Origin of the sequence: Leptospira dzoumogneensis, from assembly GCF_004770895.1 — a bacterium.
GTDB lineage: Bacteria > Spirochaetota > Leptospiria > Leptospirales > Leptospiraceae > Leptospira_B > Leptospira_B dzoumogneensis.
In genome coordinates this window covers 123,936-142,381 of the sequence record NZ_RQHS01000012.1, presented here as the reverse complement: position 1 = coordinate 142,381, position 18,446 = coordinate 123,936, and the positions used below count along the sequence as shown (strand labels likewise).

Genomic DNA, 18,446 nt, shown 5'->3' with positions numbered 1-18,446 from the left:
TTGGACCTTTCTTATTTTTTCAATTTGGCCGGGGTCACAGTGTTTGCGGTGTCCGGAGCCTTGGCCGCTGCGGAAAAAAAGACCTATCACGCGGACGCATTCAGCGTATTTTTCACCGGCTTCATTACTGCAATAGGCGGCGGAACGTTAAGGGATATAACACTCGGAAATTATCCCGTTTCTTGGGTATCCGACTCTAATGTTCTTTGGGCGATATTTGCGGGTTTTGCGATCACATTCGTATTTCCTAGATTTTTGATCCGAATGAAAACCGGGATTTTCTTTTTCGATACTGTTGGGATCGGAATTTATACGGTGATCGGAACTAGGATCTCATTACTAAGCGGAGTAAATCCATTTGCGGCAGCGATCTTAGGAATGGTATCCGCGGTATTCGGAGGAGTGATCCGAGATACTTTAATCAACGAAGTCCCGATGATCTTCCGAAGAGAAATTTACGCAACTGCATGTTTGGCAGGCGCAATCCTATACATTGTATTAGACAAATACGAAGTGAACGGAAGTTTAAATACTGCAGTCTCCGCTTTGCTTGTGATACTAGTCCGAATGGTCGCTGTCCGATTTAATCTATCACTTCCGAAATTCCGTTTGCCTGAATAGTCTAATATTCTAAAATCCGATCTGGTTTTCGGAGGAATATTCTAGATGTATAGAAGAGGGTCTAATCATGGATTACTTTGGATCTTTGCAGTCGTACTTTTATTGATTGTTTATATAAAACCCAAAGATAACGGGGCTTCTTACACTTCTTACTTTAAAGAACTGAATACTGAACTCAAACAAAATGGTCCTGGAAAACCGATCGTATTACTTGATTTGGACCGTTTGGATTCCAATTTGAAACTTCTAAAAGAAAAGATCAAACCTCCCTTATCTTATAGAGTTGTAGTAAAGTCTCTGCCTTCCATTGATTTGCTTAAGTATATCGTAAACTCAACAGGCTCCAAAAGACTGATGGTGTTCCATTCGGGAGATATCATCATGCTGCTGAATGATCCAGAATTCCAAAAATTTGATATTCTTTTGGGAAAACCGATGCCCATTGCTGCCTTAGAGAATATATACTCTAAAACTAAAAAAGAGAATTTTCAGAATGTGCAGTGGTTGGTGGACACCTCTCAGCGTGTAGAACAATACTTGGAATTTGCAAAGAAGAAGGATCTAAAATTAAAACTAAGTCTGGAAATCGATATAGGATTGCATAGGGGAGGATTTTCTAAACCGGAAGATTCTTTGTCCGCATTGGAACTCCTGCAAACGAACCCTGAAAATTTGGACCTCTCCGGATATATGGGTTATGAACCGCATGTTGCTTCCGTACCCGTCATTTTCGGAGATAAGATCTCTGCCATGGAAAAATCTGTCCGGAATTCCTTGGATCAATATTCGAATTTTATAAAATTAGGAAAGGAGAAGTTTCCGAACTTATTCCAAAAAGAATTAGTATTCAATGGGGGAGGAAGTAAAACATACGGCTTCTATCAAAAAAATCCCGGAGTAGTCAATGATGTATCCTTGGGTTCCGCTCTTGTAAAACCTACTGATTTTGATGTGGAAAGTTTAGAAGAGCATAGTCCTGCCGTATTTATCGCAACCCCAGTTTTGAAAAAATTAGAAGGTACCAAAATCCCTTTCTTAGAATCTTTATCTTCTCTATTTCCTCTTTGGAATCCAAACCAAGAGATAACTTACTTTATTTATGGAGGAGCATTCTCCGCCAAAAAAGAATCTCCTAAAGGGTTGGAAGATAATTCTCTATTTGGGACAAGCACCAACCAAAGTATTCTAAACGGGTCCAAGGCTACTTCTTTAGAACCGGATGATCATGTATTCTTTAGGCCAACCCAAAGTGAGAAGGTAATGGCGGAGATGGGAGAGATCCATCTGGTCCGTTCCGGGAAATTGATCGGGACTTGGAAAACTTTTATCAATTAAGATAAAACAACCTCTATCGTAACGCTTGGAAAAACTACCCATCCAATGAAAGAACAAACTCTTTCGAATCGTACTATGGCAGGTTATGCTTCCGCAGAAGTAGGGATCACTGCTGTGGAAACCATGGCCCAGATCTATCTTCTGGATTTTTATGTTTCTAAAGTCGGATTAAAACCTTCTTTATTCGGTTTGGCAATGTTGATCGCGATCTTATGGGACGCGATCAGTGATCCTATTATGGGATATATTTCGGATCGAACCGGTTTTACAAACGGAAGAAGAAGGCCTTATATTTTGATCGGAGGGTTTTTATTAGGGTTAGGAGCTACCTTTCTTTTTAGTCCTCCGGGATTGGAAACCCAAACTTCCAAATTTTTATACTTGGTAATCGCTTACTTTCTTACGAATACATTCATGACAATGATCGCAGTTCCTCATATTAGTTTGGGAGGAGAGATCGGTCATACATCCGGAGAAAGGAATAAGATCTTTGGTTGGAGATTATTTTTTGCGAATCTAGGTCTATTGGCTGGGTTACTTCTTCCTGCGATTTGGGGTTCTTTAGGAGAGGATGGATTTAGTTCCAGAAGTTTTTCTTCGATGAGTATCTGGGTTTTATTATGTTTTGTATCTTATTCTTCTTATATTTTTACCAAGGGAAGAGATTTTCCGTATCTTAGATCAGGATCGGAGCCTAACTCCGTTTCTGCAAATATTCGATCATTCTTACGATCCGCAGGTTTTATATTAAAAAATCGTTATTTTCTACCTTTACTTTTGGCATTTATAGTGGCAACCGCTGCGAGGACTTTAAATTCTTCCTTGGGGCTTTTATATTATAAGGAAAGATTGCTGCTTGAGGATTCTCAAGTGGTGATCCGTATCCTTCTTCCTTTCGTATTCTTTCTTACTATATCAATTCCGCTTTGGGTGTACTTAGCGAAAAGATTCGGTAAAAAGCGCCCGGCGTTTTGGGGAAGTTTTTTACTCGGGGTTATGACAATCATTTTATATCCGATCTTGCCCCAAGGATCTTATGAGGCTCCTTTGGCTGCAGCTTTCCTCGGCGGGATATTTGCAGGATCCATTCTACTTTTTGATTCATTGGTAGCGGATGTAGTGGACTATGATGAACTTTTGATGGGAGAAAAGAGAGAAGGTGCTTATTTCGGATTTTGGAAGATGGCGACCAAGATCATACGTGCGATCGGTTTTGCATTTTTAGGATTTTTATTGGAAGCGATCGGGTACCAAGCGGGAGCCCAAACACAAGACCCTGAGCTTGGCTGGAGATTGACAATACTATTCGGACCGGTAGTAGGAAGTATATTCGTTCTAGCTTCTTTGATCTTTACTAGAATGGGTCTGACTTCAGAAGTCCATGCGAAGATCCAGGAACTTCTATCAAGAAAAAAGAATATTCAAAAAAGAAGAAGTTCCGGCGTCTCCGCCGGATAAGTCTCAGTACTTGTACTTCTTCTTAATTTCTTTTAAAGCGTCTTGGATATGTTTTTGTCTGACCTGAGGTCTTAGGTTCTTGCGGATCGGAAGATAACTTTCCGTGGTCGCAAGACTTTTATGGCCTAAAAACTCTCTGATATCTTCCAGACTTTTTCCTTCCGCCAATTGGTGGATCGCTCTACTATGTCTGAGAGTGAACAATGTCACCTGTGCCTTGATCCCTGCGTACTTTGCCAGATCTCCGACTAAACGTTCTACGTTCCTGGAAGTCAAATGAGTACCTTGGTATTTGCCCGGAAACAAATAGGAGGATTTCTCGGTTCCAACTTCTTTTTCGAACTTCTTCAAGATCTTTTGTAATTCGGAATCCATCAAAACGGTTCTGTTTTGAGTTGGAATAGGGGAGTCCACTTTGATCGTCTTTTTAGAAAGATCGAATTGTCCCCATTTCAAACGAATGATCTCTCCCACTCGCAGTCCTGCATAATAGGCTAACGCGCAGAGAAGATGGGATCTAGGAGACTCGGATGCAGTCTCCAACAGAAGTGAAATCTCTTTTTGGCTCAGCACCTTAGGGGTTTTATATTCCCTGGCAGGTCTTCTGAAGTCTTCGAATACGTTCATATCCAGAACTTCTTCAAAAAACATTTTTAAAGAACTGATATTTATCTGGATCGTGGAAGAGGAAACCTTCTTCTTCCTTAAATATTCTATGTACTTTTCAATATCCTTTGTAACTACTTTTTCCGCGGGCTTATCCGCGAATAAAAGAAAGTCCAAATTATATCTTAGGTAAGTGTATTCGGTCGCCTTTTTATAATTTCTTTGCCGAATTACCTTTACTAGTTTCTCGAAGGAAGACTTATTCTTCTTCGGGACCTCCGTATCTATCATCTCGGACCTCTAGTACTAACTGTATCATTTTTATATTTTGTGTATCCGGATGTTCTAAAAGTCCTATTTATCTTATGGATCCGCGATATAGGAGTTCCAACACGCGTATCACTAATAAATTCTCCGATTTGTTGGAGTTCCAACATCGGGTTTGAACTTTTTAGAATGATATTTTTCTCATCCGGTTATAACGAAGATTCTAATTCCATTAGAAAGTCGTAAAGATATTTATGATTTTCATAATATCTTATAAATTTGGACGTTTAAGGAAAAGGCAGAACGCCCTATTTGTATTAGACCCAGCCGGATCTGCGTAGGATTTCCTCGCAGACTTCTTCCGTACTGCGGTCATCTAAGGCAATCTGGATATTAGAATGAGCCCTGTATTGAGGAAGTCTGGATTCCAAAATTGTTTTATAAGAAAGAACGCTACTTAAAGGAGGGCGAGTGGGATCGTTCTGGATTTTCTCCACTAAGTATTCAGATTTTCTGGAAAGAGAGATCACAAATGCAGTTTCTTTTAGTATATTTGTCTTTCTTTCACTTACAATCTCCTTACCTGATTCGTCTTGGTCGAATAATATCCCGCCGCCGCAATCCAAGATCAGATTTTGAGAGCCTGAAACTTGTTTTAAGATTTGGAATTCTAGATCACGGAAAGGTTTCCAATTTCCCGAATGTGATTTTACGAAGTCTGGGATGGACACTCCACCTGTCAGGTAGACAGCTATCATGTCCGTAGAGATTAAAGGCTTGCCTGTGAGTTTGGAAAGTTTACGGGAGATTTTAGATTTTCCGACACCTCTAGGGCCGATCAGGGCGATGTTTTTCAAACCGAGATCAACTCTTCGATATGTTTAGCCATCTCCGGTAAAAGAGTGTAATACATTTGCAGATCTCCCTCTGTCACACCTACGTTTTGTAAGGCTTTAGAAGAGAGTGGAATTTTCAAACCGCCTATGTCAATTCCCATTCCACCTAAGATCACGATACAATTCGCGATATGAATGATAGATACTAGTTCAGGGAACTGAGTGGCCTTTTCAGGTTCGGTATAATATCTGGCTACTTCTATCAATTCCTCCGGGAAATTCCATTTAGCCAAAAGTTTTGCTCCAGCTTCTTGGTGAGTGTATCCGAAGAACTTAGCTTCCAGATCCGTATAAGGTCCTTGGTAAGTTTGTAATTCTGTCCTGAATTGCATAAGAACTGCAGGAAAGAACTCAGCTAGGATGACTTTTCCGATATTATGAAGAAGTCCCGCAGTAAATACTACGTCCTTATCCACTTTTAGTTTTTTCTGAACAGCTATCCTTTTAGCAAGTTCCGCCACGATCAAGGAATGAAGCCAATTAGATTCTCCATCTACCTGATAACCTTTCAGTTCTTTTTTGAGAATACCTTTGGTTTCGTTCAGAAGAACGATCTCTTGTACCGTTTTAATTCCAAGAGTCATCAAGGATTCTTGTACGGTTTTTACCGGTTTAGCAGGGCGAAAATAGGCAGAGTTGGAAAGTTTGATCACTGCGGCTGTAAGTCCAGGATCTTTGGAAATTTCCTTGGCTAGGTCCGCGATGACAACATCCGGTTTTCCTACCATCTCCATTACTTTGCTGACTACTGAGGAGATTTTAGGAAGCTGGGCTTCGTTTTCAAAAAGTTGATCTATCTTTTCTTTCATTCCGTTACCTGACCTTATAAAGGTACTTTTCGAATCCGCCCTTCTTTAAAAGGATCCTGCCATCATCCAAATAGAGACTAATCGTTCTGCCTTCATGGCCCCCGACATCTTCTACGAGTAACGTTATTTTTTCTTTATCTAAAAATTCTTTTGCGACACTCACATTCAAGTCACCAATGTTCTGCAAGAAACTGGAATTCATTCCCTTGAACATGGAAGCTCCTCCGAATAGACGAGCGAAATAATCTCCCTTATTACAGCCCAACTCAGCCATTCTTTTTACCAATTCCGGAAGAGCAGTTTCTGCATACTTATGGGGATTTTTGGAGGAATCTTTTCCGGAAGGATCTTTGGCGAGCATGATATGGGCCATGGCTCCTACCTTCTTTTCCGGAGAATAGAAAACGACTCCGATACAGGAACCTAATGTGGTGCGGATCATGGAAGGGGACTGGCCTCCCTGTATATCCGCGATCCCGACGTTTATAATTTTTACGTCTTTATTGAGCATACTTTCTGTCAGTAATAACCGGGTAGTATTTTAGGATCATCCAAGTTCCTTCAAATCTTTTTTCCCGGAAATTTCTCCGGGCCGGAATCGAATTATGTGACGATTTAACCTTCTAAAAATCCCGTAGGAATTCCCACTCTTTTTGGAAAAATAGAGTTTCATATCATCCAGCGTAAAGGAAACTGTATGTAAAGAAAGGAAATCGACCCTCTTGCAAACAATCGCCTCCTCAGAACCGATCCGCACCTTGGAATTAAACGGTTCCCAGATCACTATTTTGGGAACGGCTCATATTAGCCAAAAAAGTATAGATGAAGTTTCCAGAATTATCCAAGAAGAAAAACCGGACACGGTCTGTGTGGAACTCTGCGCTTCCAGAATGAGATCCGTTCAGGATCCGGATCATTGGAAAAAATTGGATATTTTCAAAGTGTTTAAGGAAAGGAAGATGTGGCTCCTTCTTTCCAGCCTAATCCTTTCTTCTTTTCAGAAAAAACTGGGTTACGGAAACATTCGTCCCGGAGACGAAATGAGAAAAGCGATCGAAGAAGGAAATAAGATCCACGCTAAGATCGTACCAGTTGACCGAGAGATTTCCACCACTCTCAAAAGAGCTTGGTGGAATGTGGGCTTCTGGAGCAGAATGATGTTATTCTCCACCTTGGTTAGCTCACTCATCGTTAAGGAAGAGATCTCTCCGGAAAAAATAGAAGAGATGAAATCGGATGACGTGCTCAAGGATCTATTCTCTCAACTTCCTTCCAGATACCAGTCAGTCAAAAATGTGATCATAGACGAAAGAGATGCGTACTTAGCGCAAAGGATCAGACAACAAGCTGCGGTAGGTAAGAAAATTTTCGCAGTAGTAGGTGCCGGACATTTAGAAGGTATCGTAAAACATATAGTAGAAGATAAGGATATAGATCATCTGGATATCCAGCCTGTTAAGGGTTTCTGGGATAGAGTTCGTCCTTTATTATTTCCTGCGATCATAATCTCCGCGTTTACCGCCTTATATTGGTTTGGTGGAAAAGAAGAAGGCCAGGAATTTTTGATCAGATGGATCTTAGTTAAGGGAACACTTGCTGCAATAGGTGCAATTATCGCGCTTGCACATCCGGTCTCTATTCTTCTCGCATTTATCGCAGCTCCGATCGGGAACTTTAATCCTATCATCAAACCGGGTTGGGTAGCGGCTCTCTCCGAATCCTGGTTTAGAAAACCGTTGGTAGAAGATTTCGAAAGATTGGGAGAAGATACGGAAACTTTCAGCGGATATTGGAAGAATAAGGTAACTCGTATCTTCTTAGTATTTATGCTTCCTCAGATCGGAAGCAGCATCGGGACCTTTATAGTGTCTAAACAGATTTTTGATAAAATCCTAAAATTTGTAGGCGCTTTTTTCTAAAATTTGCGTACGATCTGTAGCCCCATGCGAAAGGAAATCAAGACTCGATCTATATTTTTTTCTAGTTTTCTTTTGATGATCTTCTTCTCTTTTCCAATTTGGGGAGAAGGTCCGGTCTATGAAAAAAAAGACCGCTTCTTCTTAGAAGAGAAGATGGACGGCACTTCTCTTCTTCCTTATCTTTCCGTTTACCAGGACGAGACCGGTAAAAAATCCTTTAAAGAAGTATTAAAAATTTTTGATCAAGGTGGATCCGAGAAGATCTCCCAAAACAGTTTAGGATATTCTAAATCTGCGATCTGGGTACGTCTTCGGACTGAAAACCAAACGAATAAATCGATAGATTGGATCTTAGAGATAGATTATGCACTTTTGGATTTTGTGGATCTATATGCCGGAAGGGTTTCCGATTCTGCGATCAATCATTCGGGAGATCTAAGAGAGTTCGGTACTCGCCCGATCGAACATAGAAATTTTGCGTATCCTTTTTCGGAAGAGCCCGGTTCTAAAAGAGAGATCTATTTTAGGATCGCAAGTTCCAGTTCTATTTTGTTACCGTTTCTGGCGTTTTCCAAAAACGAATTTATAGAACATACTTCCACCGAGCAGCTTGCGCTCGGATTATATTACGGCTCCATGCTGATCATGGTGGTGTATAATCTATTTCTGTTATTCTCCACAAAAGATAAAAGTTATCTATATTACGTTATTTATATACTAACTTATATACTCTTTCAGTTCACATTGAACGGGCTTTCCTTTCAATATTTGTGGAGAAGTTCCGTTCTATGGGCAAATTACAGTCTGCCTTTTTCCATTTTTTCGGTGATCTTAACGGCAGGCGCTTTCAGCAGATCCTTTTTGAACGCTCCCGAATACACTCCTAAAACTTCTAAATTGTATTATCTGCTTTTTACTCTCAGCTTCGGAGGAATGATCTCTACATTATTCATTTGGGAATATAGGACCGCAATCATGAGCAGTCTGGTTCTAATGTTCTTTACATTAGGATTTTTGATCTCTAACGGGATCCAATGTTTGTTCGCAGGAAGAAGAGAGGCGAAATACTTTTTATTCGCCTGGTCTTCTTTCTTATTCTTTAGTTTTCTATTCGGTCTAAAATCCTTCGGGATACTTCCGAATAACTTTTTCACTTTGTGGGGAATACAAGTAGGTTCCGTGATGGAAGTGAGCCTTCTATCCTTGGGACTCGCAGATAGGATCAAAAGATTATCCGATCAATTGAAACAAAGAGTAGAAGAGCTGGGGAATATCCGCAATTACGCGGAAGAATCGGAAGCAAAATACAGAAGTTTATTCGAAGTAGAAGAAGACTTTTTATTCTCTTTGGACCAAAACTGGAATATTCTCGCAGCGAATAGATCCGTATCCAAACATATAGGGTTCAAACCCCAGGAAGTGATCGGCAAAAACTTTATGGAGCTGATCTATAAGGCGGGAGAATTACAAGACGCGTACAAGAAATTATACGTATTAGAAAAATTGGAAGAACTTGCTTCCGAAGGAAAACCAGTTCGGTTCTTAGGAGAATTCCTACAGAAATATTTGAGAGAGCCTAAAGAGTTACAGGTTCAGTTCCAGATCTTGGAATACGAGGGTCAAAGAGAAATTTTAGGAAGAGCCTACGAGCCTGACCAAGACTTAATGTCGCGGTACGTGGATGATGAGAAGACCGTCTACACTGCAAATAATTATCTTCAAAATGCAGAACTCTTAAGCCAAAGAATGACTGCGAACTTGTATAGATTTGTGGATCCTTCTACCATCACTGCGATGAGAAATTGTCTGAGAGAAATGATTATCAATGCAATCGAACATGGGAACCTTAACATCAGCTTCGAGGAAAAAACTCGTGCAATGTCGGAAGGAAATTATTTCAGATTCGTTCAGGAAAGACAGAAGGATCCTTATTATAAATCCAAAAAGGTAAAAGTGGAATATTCACTTTCCAGAGATAGGATAGGTGTCAGGATCACGGACGAAGGAAAAGGTTTTAATCATGCTAGGCTTCAAAAAAGCAGCATGGAAAAATTGAATTCGGAAGGGATCACCCATGGACGAGGGCTCACACTTACTTTAGCTACATTCGATCTGGTGAAATTTAACAGCACCGGAAACCAAGTCACATTAGTTAAATATTTTTAATATAGGCGGGAAAATGAAAATCCGGATCTTCCTATCGACAGTTATAATATTATTGGGTTCCTGTGTTTCTTCCGGAGAAATCAGAAAGAAAGCAAAGGACCCGAATGCGGGAGTGGCGACGATTGCCTCCGAACTTAGATACCAATTTTTATCTTCTCTCAAAACGCAAGGCGGGAAACTTCCTGCAAGGCTCGCCATCTTAAATATAATCAACGAAGACGGGACCAATTCCCAATTAGGAAGGTTGGTTACGGATAGGCTTGGAAAGGAATTATTCGATCCTAAAACATTCCAATTGCTGGAAAGAGATAGATTGAATCGGGTTATAGGAGAGCAGGACTTCCAAGCAAGCGGGCTCGTATTGAACGATCAGATAGTCTCCATAGGAAAACTTTCCGGGGCGGAGTATTTGGCTTTAGGCCAGCTTGTTTTCCAAGACCAGGAATTTTTACTGAATATCAGGATCGTTTCCTTGGGAGGAGTGATCTGCGCTACTGCGGATATAGTATTTGATTCGGATAACGAAACCTATTCCAAATATAAGGAATCCGTTAAATAGATCGGATCCTTCTTCTAAAAGTAACAGGGGATGTGATAGTTAGAGGTCCTTTGTTTTTTAAGTAATTACTTGAAGAATACCAACTGATTCTTAATCTGTCTGTAAGTTTATGAAAGTCCTCTTTCGTTTCCTGGTATTAGGCATTTTTCTTTTTTCCGTAACCAATTTGTATTCGGAGGTGCCTAAACATTCCGAGATGGACAAGACACTTCTTGCTACTTGGAACAAGAACTTCCCTGTGGCTTATACAAAAATACTAAAACGAGATCTTGCGGAAAAAGGGGTTTTGTATTACAGGAAAAATTCAAAAAAATCGGTGTACATCTATTCTTATACAGTATTCCTTCCTTTGTATGCGGAGCAGAATGAGAAGCCTGTAAAAATAAATGATAACGGAAGAGAAGTAAAACTAAAGCTGATCTATGATCCTTCTTCCAAAGATGAAAAATATACAATTGAATTGGGTGAGTTTGACGAAATGTACGATGCGAAAGGAATTATAAGATGGATCCGTTGATAGCAGAATCCGAAAAATTGATCAAAGAAAAAATGTCGAGAGAAGGACTCTCTGAAGAGTTCATCTCCGATTTTATTTCTAAGACCCAAGAAGTTCGCAACGGTGAGACCGGGATCGTAAAATGGGAAGAAGTAGGGGACCTGGACCCTAACAAAGATGAGATCTCTTTAGAAAAAATCGAATCGGAATATCCGGGAGATCCTAAATTTTTAAAAGAATTGGTAGTGATCAAGCTGAACGGAGGTCTCGGGACAAGTATGGGGCTTTCCGGACCTAAATCCTTGATAGAGATCAAGGATGGAATGAGCTTCTTGGAAGTGGTCTGCAGGCAAGTAGAGTACATCCGACAAAAATATAATTTAGAAGTTCCTCTTATCTTGATGGATAGCTTCAGCACCCAAGATGAAAGCCAAGAAGAACTCAAAAAGATCAAATTTTCACAAAATTATCCTACGAGCTTTTTACAGCATAAGGTGCCAAGATTAGTCGTTCCGGAACTGAAACCTTTGGAAATTTCTAAAGGCAATTCGGAAGAATGGTGTCCTCCCGGTCATGGAGATATTTGGTTCACACTTTTAGAAACAGGACTATTAGATCGACTTTTAGAGAACGGATACAAGGTAGCATTCGTCTCTAATGGAGACAATCTAGGTGCGACCGTTCATCCTGGAATATTAGAATATATTCTGAAAGAAAATCTGGACTTCTGCATGGAGATGACTCCTAAAACTCTCGCTGATAAAAAAGGAGGAGCGATTTTTAGAAGAGTTGTAGGTGGGGAAAAAAAGAACTTACAACTGCTGGAAACCGCTCAGGTGCCTTCCGATCATATGCATGAATTTGAGGGCTTAGGCAAATTTAGAACATTCTCCACTAATAACCTATGGATCAGATTAGATGTATTAAAAGAAAAATTACTCGAAGGTTCTTTCAAACTATCATTGATCGTGAATCCTAAAAAGGTAGAAGGGAAGGAAGTCCTACAGTTAGAGACTGCGATGGGATCTGCCATCCAAAATTTCTCCAATACAAAAGGTCTCATCATTCCAAGAGATCGTTTTGCCCCGGTAAAAAAATGCGAAGACTATCTAGTCAGACGTTCTGATGCATATTCTTTGAATCCGGACTTCTCCGTAACTATGTCGGAAGAAAGAAAGAAGGCGGGACTCGGAGAATTAGTTATCTCCTTAGATGAAACATATTATAAGAAGGTAAGAGATTTTACCGATCGTATACAAGCCATTCCTTCTTTAGTGCGCTGCACCTCCTTGAAAGTAGAAGGAGATATTTTGTTTGATAAGAAAGTAATTCTAGAAGGAGATGTTATATTAGTAAACCCCGGACCAGGACAAAGAAAATTGTCCGAATTAGGTGTGGACCGAATCTCGAACGATAGTTTACGTTTCCGCTTTACATAAAACAACAGTCGTTTAAAATCCAGTCCACGGGCTTTCGAGTATGTAGGCCCACCCTATGCCGATCAATGTCGCAAACGAAATGACCGATGCTTATAACTTAAAATTAAGATCCTTTGACATGGGGGATCTAGAGCAGTTTAAGACGGTATTCATCAATGAAAATCGAGGAAAGCCAATCTTCCTCCTCAGATTTCAAAATATTTCCACAGTTTCTCTAGTAGAATTCATACAATTGATCCCTCAAAGGATCTCTGATATAGAACCTTCTCATCGTGAACTATTTCGATATTATGCCTATGGTGATAAAAAGAATCTACTGATAGGTGTGGCCCCTCTGGATAACTCTGGGCCTATCAGTCTCGCTAATTTCGATGCAGCCATGGGAAGATTCCACGACCAAGCAGTCCGAACCGGAACTCTCAATTTTGATTTCGGGATCGGAAGGACCCAATGTAATTTTATTTCCTATGTGGAAGAGATCTTCAGAGAGTTGGAAACTTCTTCTTTAAAAAATCTAAAGGACAATCTGGTTCGTTGGAGTTGGACTTATCTGAATCGTGTAAACGATTATTTCGCAAGCGAACGAGCAGACGCGGTTATCCAGCCGATCATTCACTATAATCATAGGGACCATACATTCTCCATGAAAGGTGGAGAGGTTTTCGTAGGCGGAGAAGCATACGCAGGCTATGCGGATCTAATCCGAGATATTCCTCACGATCAGGACTTGAACAGGATAGAACTTCTGATCTTAGAGAAGTTGATCATGTCCTGCAACGGTTCTCCTGGACTTCTCAAATTTAATATTTCCCCTCAAACTCTCATAGATACATTCGATACGGATGAGAAGGTCACACGCTTTCATGAACTTCTTCTGAAACAAAACCTGAATCCTCAAAATGTTCGTATGGAGCTGATCGAAAAACCGTACGAAGAAGGAGAGGCGACTCTCAAGTCCGTATGTAGAAGGTTCTGGAATTTCGGGATCAGCTTTGCTGCGGACGACTTCGGAGTAAAAAGTCAGAGTCACCAGGTGGTTTTGGATCTGGGGGAGATGATCAAAGAATTTAAACTGGATCCGATCAGTTTTAAATTCAAAGCGGACCAGGATTTGACCAAGTTCTTGGACAACCTTGCATTTATAGATTATTGCAGAAGACTTTCGGACAACAGAGAAGCGATCATCACTGCGGAAGCATTAGAAGATATTGATTCTTTAAACTTCCTGATCACCCACCAAGTGTATTATTTCCAGGCCAATCTATTCTGCAAAAAGATCTGGATCCAAGATTACCAGGAACGTTTTAAAGAAATGCAAAAACTTCCGGAAACTGCGATCACAAAAATTCTGAGTTCTTCCGAGCTTACCCAAAGATTGAAAGAAGTCGGGAATATTTTCGTTCTAGCTAAAGAAGTAGATCTGTTTTAATTGTAGGAATTCCAATAGAACAAGGGTGCCCCACCCTTGTTCTGGGTGGGGGCCGCCCCGCAAATTACTCCTTCAAGAAGTTCAGAGTCGCCTTCTGGTTGATGATCCCATTATCTTTCAGAGTCACCTGCAGAGCATCTCCCGCATTCTCGATCTCAATTCGGAACTTGCCTTCCTTGTCGATGATAGGGCTATTCTCCACATATCTTCCTTCGAAAATTTTCTGTTTATTGAACTTAACAACGTAGTTCACGTTGTCTTGGCTTTCGATTTCCAGAAGAACTTGGTTCACACCTTTGGAACCGTCCCAAGACATAGCTGTCCAAGGTCCTTTAAATTTTTCTAAACTAGAATCTCCACCGAAGGAACGCATTACCTTTGCGGGTTTTGCTTGGGAAAGGACCACGGAAACAGGAGTTGCCTTATCACTTTCTCCGCCTAGATCCGTTTTGGAAGTCACAGAATAGAGGAACAAAATTTCTTTTTCAGGAACATCCGCAGTGAAGGTCGTAGTTTTTTCATTCGTTCCAGATACGAAATCCCAAGAAGAAGCTCCTCTTTTTTTACGATACACATAGTACTCGTTGGCTCCTTTTACGGAGTCCCATTTTAAGGAAATTTTTCCCGTTTTGGTATCGAGCGCTCCTTTCAAGTTTGCAGGTGTAGGGAGTTTTGCCGCTCTATGTTTATTCGGATCTATGTATCCATAAGCATAATCTGAGAATGGTCCGGATTGTCCGTCCTTATTCACTGCTGCTACTGCATAGAATGCATACTGGCCATTCAACTTTTCGTCAATGAATGCCTCTTTTGCTTCTTCTCCAACTTTAGACCAAGCTCCTCCTCCGAATAATCCGCTCACGTCATAACGATAGACCAGATATTTAGAAGCTCCTGAAACCTTCTGCCATTGTACTTCTATTTTACTATTATATAATCCTTTTGTTGCGGTAAGCCCGAAAGGTTTTGGAGGTTTAGCTTCTGCCTTCATAGTGAATCCGGAAACTGCGTCGGAGGCATCTCCGGTCTTGCCGTTATTGATTGCGGCAATTACATAAAACTCGGTCACTCCGTTCTTAGCGGCAGCATTATCAGTGTAGTTCGTATTCTTTACTCTTCCAACGGAGAGATATTTTTTCTGGTTGGAGTTCCACTTATATACGTAGTAATCGGAAACTCCACTGATAGGCTCCCAGGCAAGATCGATCTTGTTTGGATATTGGCCCTGGCTTGCTTTGACTCCCACAACTTTAGGAGGAGCCTTTGCTTCTTCCGTTTTTGCGTAACCGATTGCTTCTCCATCTGATAGATCAGAAGAGTCGGTGTCAGTTAGAGTGGCGACCTTATAAGAATAAGCTACATCCTTTTGGATACCGTCGTCTGTGAATCCATTCGTCTGAGAAAGTCCAACTTTAGAAAAGGAAGAATCTCCGGGGCCCTTTCTGTGGATCTCGTATCCGATCGCAAGTGGAACGGACGCCCAAGTTAAAATTACCTTATCAGAAAAAGAGCCTTGTGTAGCTGCGATCTCTTTTGGAGCTATTGGTTTTACTTTTTCAGGCGGAACCGGTTTTACATCTGTGGAAGGTGTAGTAGTGGTTGTTGTGTTCGTGGTAGTCGTAGTTGCAGGAGCTACATCATCCACAAGAACGAATGCGGATTGGCAAACCTTCGTGAACCATCTGTAATCAATATAACCGTAACCATTATCTCCCCACCGAGTGGACCAGGAGTTGATAAATTTGAATGCACCTTTGGAGTCATCGTAACCTACGATCGCGATCGCATGTCCTCCGTAGGTTTTGCCGACTCCTTCTTTATAAATTTCTTTTCCTTTTAAATTCATAAAGTTTTCGTAAACAATGATACCGGCTACAACAGGTCTTCCAATTGCGAGCTGGTTTTTTAGTTCGTTCGGATCTGTTTGTCTGATCCTTAAAAATTCTTTCGCTTTATAAGAAGAAGCCACATTAAAAGCGTCTTGAGGAGGACGGGCGAGATAGTCTCTTTCGTTATAAGGCATGGAAGACCAAGGAGCTGCTCCTTTTTCTACGACTATACGCATTGCATCGGAGATCAAAGAACCGTTGTCTCTTCCACCATTGATCTGGTTATAGATAAATGCAGGGGAGAAGATATTGGAATAGTTCGGACTTCCGGAAGGATCGCTTAATTTCCAACCTCTGTCTTTTCTCTCCATATACTCTTGGAAAGACTTAGTGGCATAAGCGGTAGACCAAGCCACGCAAGAACTCTGCTGTCCTTGGTCACCTACAGGAGGCATGTATTGGGAAAGATCAACGGAAGAAGAAAGTCCTCTATGAGAGATCCTATTCGGATTTGCTTCTTTGAAAGAAGCTAAAAGTTCCGCAGGTTCTTGTTTCATTCCCAGACCTGGAGGTGTTTGGGAGAATAAGCCAGTCGCGGAGAGTAAAATTAATAGAGCGGATAATAAACGCAAATTTAGTTTCATCTATCTGTCCTTTAGTTCTTAGTTAGAGATAAAATATTTTCTTCTAGTTGTTTGGTGTATTCTCTGAATGCATAAGGATGAGGTTCATATAGACTGATCACTTCGGATTCTACACCTTTGCTATCTTTTACTTTTTTCTTAATTAGAAAAAGTATATAGTCTCCTTCTTGAGGAGCGGCCTTAAGCCATTTCCCGAATAATTCAGGGAATATTAAGAATGCGATATCGAATTTTTGTGGGAATTCCTTCCCGCCCTTTAAGGATTTTAGGATTTCCACATTTGCCGTCACTGAAATGGAATTGGAGGAGATCTTACTTTCTTTCACATTGGAAAGTTTTGCCAAAGCGATAAAGTTGGAAGAATTCACCTGAGATTCCAGACTAGGCGGTGGTGTTAATGCTGAAATTGGCGAGATGAATAATAGGATCAGTACGAATAGGACCGATACGAAACGTCTTTGCATTTGGAATAACTCCGGAAACAATTTGTTAACGCGGCTTTCCACTCTAGGTGATCCGGGACCTTTTTCAAGGATTTTCCTTCCGGAAAATAATTTACAAAACGGGAAATTTTTAAAAGTTTTAGGGAACTTATTTTGCTCGTACAAGCAGGGAAGGCAGATCTATTGAATCCGGTTTTTCCGGAATTTTAGGAAAGATCCCTCTGATCTTAGGAGAGTCATCCACCCAGATGAGTGCAGTCTTATACTTTATATTTCCACTTTCAGGTTGGATATATGCTTGGATCCCGAATGCTCTGGAAAGTTCCAATGCTGCACTCGAGTTTGCAGGTTTGAGTAAGATTACCTTCTCACTTAGTTTGCCGAATCTATCTTTTAGATCTTTGTATGAGTCTTTTTCAGGAGTTAAACTGATAAATACAAATTGGGAATCGATGGGACCGGATTTATCAAACCAGTTTAGGAACTTCTTCACTTCCTCTAGATCGTTTTTGGAAGAGTCTAAAGATCCGAAATACAAAAAGTTTTGTTTTCCGGAGAAGACCGATAGAACTGAAACATTCTCTTGTTTATCCGCAAGAGTTAAGATTTCTTGGGGAACGTCTTTCTCCGCTTGGATCATTCCTGGGTCGGAATGAGAAAAGAAGAACATGATGATCAGACTGGCAGCTACGCCGGTCAAAAAGAATTTCCAAGCTCCGGATTCCATCTCTAATTACAATGGACGAAAACTAGGGAGAAAACCGCATCTATATTCTTGAGGAATGAATTTGAATATATAAGGAATCTTATTCAGAAAAATATTTCCGGTATGTAAAATATGGAAATATTTTGTCGGTTTAGATCGTCGGGATTAGTTATCGTCCAACTCGAAATGGACTGGGACCCTATGGTTCATACGAGTGGGTCTTCCTTTTGCGTAACCGGGACTCCAACGAGCCAATCGAATTACTTTCACTGCAGCTTCTTCGAAACCGTATCCACGAATGGAGGATTTGATCACCTTTGCATTGATCAGATTTCCTTTCTCATCCACTTGCACTTCTAAGTAGATCATCGCGTCGGAGATCCCTTGTGCTCGTGCATTCTCAGGAAAATAATCTCTCAAAGAAAAATCGATGATCGGAGTAGGGGCCTTATCTCCATAAAAGGCGAATAAGAATCCGTCTTTGTCGGTACCTTCTCCGCTGATCTCATTCTCTTTGATCTCGTTCGGATCTGGATCTTTTCCTTCTTCGTTGGCGCCTTCTACCCATTCGTTCGGATCTTTATGTGTGGGAGAAGTTTCTCCTCCGAGCAATTCGGGAGGAATGTCTTGGATATCGACTTCTACATTCATTTCCAATTGTTCGGAATCTACGAATTCCTTTTCTTTGTGAGTGATGTAGTAATAAGTTAAGAACAGAAATAGGTGAAAAGCAAGAGATCCGTAAACACAAATCTCCCAAAGAGAAAGTTCTTTGAGTTTTTGGATTACGTCAGTCTTTACTTTTTCCAGAGTAGGATTCATTT

Annotated in this window: 17 protein-coding genes; 9 read left to right on the top strand and 8 right to left on the bottom strand. The window is 40.7% G+C overall.

The features are described 5' to 3' along the window. The 3 genes from EHR06_RS08465 to EHR06_RS08455 are packed head-to-tail and all read left to right on the top strand — an operon-like array spanning position 1 to position 3,414. Complete coding sequence (locus tag EHR06_RS08465; protein WP_135756592.1) at positions 1 to 621, top strand: trimeric intracellular cation channel family protein; 621 nt, start codon at positions 1 to 3, stop codon at positions 619 to 621. A gap of 45 nt (positions 622 to 666) precedes the next feature. Next, positions 667 to 1,956 (top strand): alanine racemase, encoded by a 1,290-nt coding sequence (locus EHR06_RS08460; protein ID WP_135756591.1) that lies wholly within the window; start codon positions 667 to 669, stop codon positions 1,954 to 1,956. Between the two features lie 45 nt (positions 1,957 to 2,001). Next, positions 2,002 to 3,414 (top strand): MFS transporter, encoded by a 1,413-nt coding sequence (locus EHR06_RS08455; protein ID WP_135756590.1) that lies wholly within the window; start codon positions 2,002 to 2,004, stop codon positions 3,412 to 3,414. A gap of 3 nt (positions 3,415 to 3,417) precedes the next feature. On the opposite strand, the gene EHR06_RS08450 is transcribed toward EHR06_RS08455, so the two are convergent. The 4 genes from EHR06_RS08450 to EHR06_RS08435 all read right to left on the bottom strand — a co-directional run bounded on the left by EHR06_RS08450 (position 3,418) and on the right by EHR06_RS08435 (position 6,503). Beyond that, complete coding sequence (locus tag EHR06_RS08450) at positions 3,418 to 4,311, bottom strand: tyrosine-type recombinase/integrase (RefSeq protein ID WP_135756589.1); 894 nt, start codon at positions 4,309 to 4,311, stop codon at positions 3,418 to 3,420. 293 nt (positions 4,312 to 4,604) lie between these two features. Further along, positions 4,605 to 5,144, bottom strand: a complete 540-nt coding sequence (locus EHR06_RS08445) for a shikimate kinase (RefSeq protein WP_135756588.1) — start codon at positions 5,142 to 5,144, stop codon at positions 4,605 to 4,607. Continuing rightward, positions 5,141 to 5,992 carry an HDOD domain-containing protein gene (locus EHR06_RS08440; protein WP_135756587.1) on the bottom strand — a complete coding sequence of 284 codons (852 nt, stop codon included), beginning with the start codon at positions 5,990 to 5,992 and terminating at the stop codon, positions 5,141 to 5,143. The genes EHR06_RS08445 and EHR06_RS08440 overlap by 4 nt, the downstream gene beginning before the upstream one ends. A gap of 4 nt (positions 5,993 to 5,996) precedes the next feature. Then, positions 5,997 to 6,503 carry a chemotaxis protein CheD gene (locus EHR06_RS08435; RefSeq protein ID WP_135756586.1) on the bottom strand — a complete coding sequence of 169 codons (507 nt, stop codon included), beginning with the start codon at positions 6,501 to 6,503 and terminating at the stop codon, positions 5,997 to 5,999. 211 nt (positions 6,504 to 6,714) lie between these two features. On the opposite strand from EHR06_RS08435, the gene EHR06_RS08430 reads away from it, so the two are divergent. From EHR06_RS08430 to EHR06_RS08405, 6 genes are all read left to right on the top strand, one after another. Next, the gene (locus tag EHR06_RS08430) at positions 6,715 to 7,911 is read left to right on the top strand and encodes a TraB/GumN family protein (protein WP_135756585.1); all 1,197 of its coding nucleotides are present in this window, start codon (positions 6,715 to 6,717) and stop codon (positions 7,909 to 7,911) included. A 24-nt stretch (positions 7,912 to 7,935) separates the two neighbouring features. Then, positions 7,936 to 10,077: a 7TM diverse intracellular signaling domain-containing protein gene (locus EHR06_RS08425; protein WP_135756584.1), complete on the top strand. Its 2,142-nt coding sequence runs from the start codon at positions 7,936 to 7,938 to the stop codon at positions 10,075 to 10,077. A 13-nt stretch (positions 10,078 to 10,090) separates the two neighbouring features. Then, a complete protein-coding gene (locus tag EHR06_RS08420; protein WP_135756583.1) occupies positions 10,091 to 10,636 on the top strand; it encodes a CsgG/HfaB family protein in 546 nt (181 codons plus the stop codon). A 109-nt stretch (positions 10,637 to 10,745) separates the two neighbouring features. Continuing rightward, the gene (locus tag EHR06_RS08415) at positions 10,746 to 11,153 is read left to right on the top strand and encodes a hypothetical protein (RefSeq protein WP_135756582.1); all 408 of its coding nucleotides are present in this window, start codon (positions 10,746 to 10,748) and stop codon (positions 11,151 to 11,153) included. Continuing rightward, the gene (locus EHR06_RS08410) at positions 11,141 to 12,571 is read left to right on the top strand and encodes a UTP--glucose-1-phosphate uridylyltransferase (protein ID WP_135756581.1); all 1,431 of its coding nucleotides are present in this window, start codon (positions 11,141 to 11,143) and stop codon (positions 12,569 to 12,571) included. The genes EHR06_RS08415 and EHR06_RS08410 overlap by 13 nt, the downstream gene beginning before the upstream one ends. A gap of 79 nt (positions 12,572 to 12,650) precedes the next feature. Continuing rightward, on the top strand, positions 12,651 to 14,000 hold the full coding sequence (locus EHR06_RS08405; RefSeq protein ID WP_135756766.1) for an EAL domain-containing protein: 1,350 nt from the start codon (positions 12,651 to 12,653) through the stop codon (positions 13,998 to 14,000). 64 nt (positions 14,001 to 14,064) lie between these two features. Here EHR06_RS08405 and EHR06_RS08400 read toward each other — a convergent pair whose 3' ends face one another. From EHR06_RS08400 to EHR06_RS08385, 4 genes are all read right to left on the bottom strand, one after another. Further along, positions 14,065 to 16,473: a C1 family peptidase gene (locus EHR06_RS08400; RefSeq protein ID WP_135756580.1), complete on the bottom strand. Its 2,409-nt coding sequence runs from the start codon at positions 16,471 to 16,473 to the stop codon at positions 14,065 to 14,067. Positions 16,474 to 16,484: 11 nt separating this feature from the next. Continuing rightward, on the bottom strand, positions 16,485 to 16,937 hold the full coding sequence (locus tag EHR06_RS08395) for an LIC_20196 family exoprotein (RefSeq protein ID WP_135756579.1): 453 nt from the start codon (positions 16,935 to 16,937) through the stop codon (positions 16,485 to 16,487). Between the two features lie 127 nt (positions 16,938 to 17,064). Next, positions 17,065 to 17,616, bottom strand: coding sequence for an SCO family protein (locus tag EHR06_RS08390; protein WP_244288545.1), 552 nt, complete (start codon positions 17,614 to 17,616; stop codon positions 17,065 to 17,067). A gap of 171 nt (positions 17,617 to 17,787) precedes the next feature. Then, positions 17,788 to 18,444, bottom strand: coding sequence for an energy transducer TonB (locus tag EHR06_RS08385; RefSeq protein WP_086445817.1), 657 nt, complete (start codon positions 18,442 to 18,444; stop codon positions 17,788 to 17,790). Positions 18,445 to 18,446: the final 2 nt, after the last annotated feature.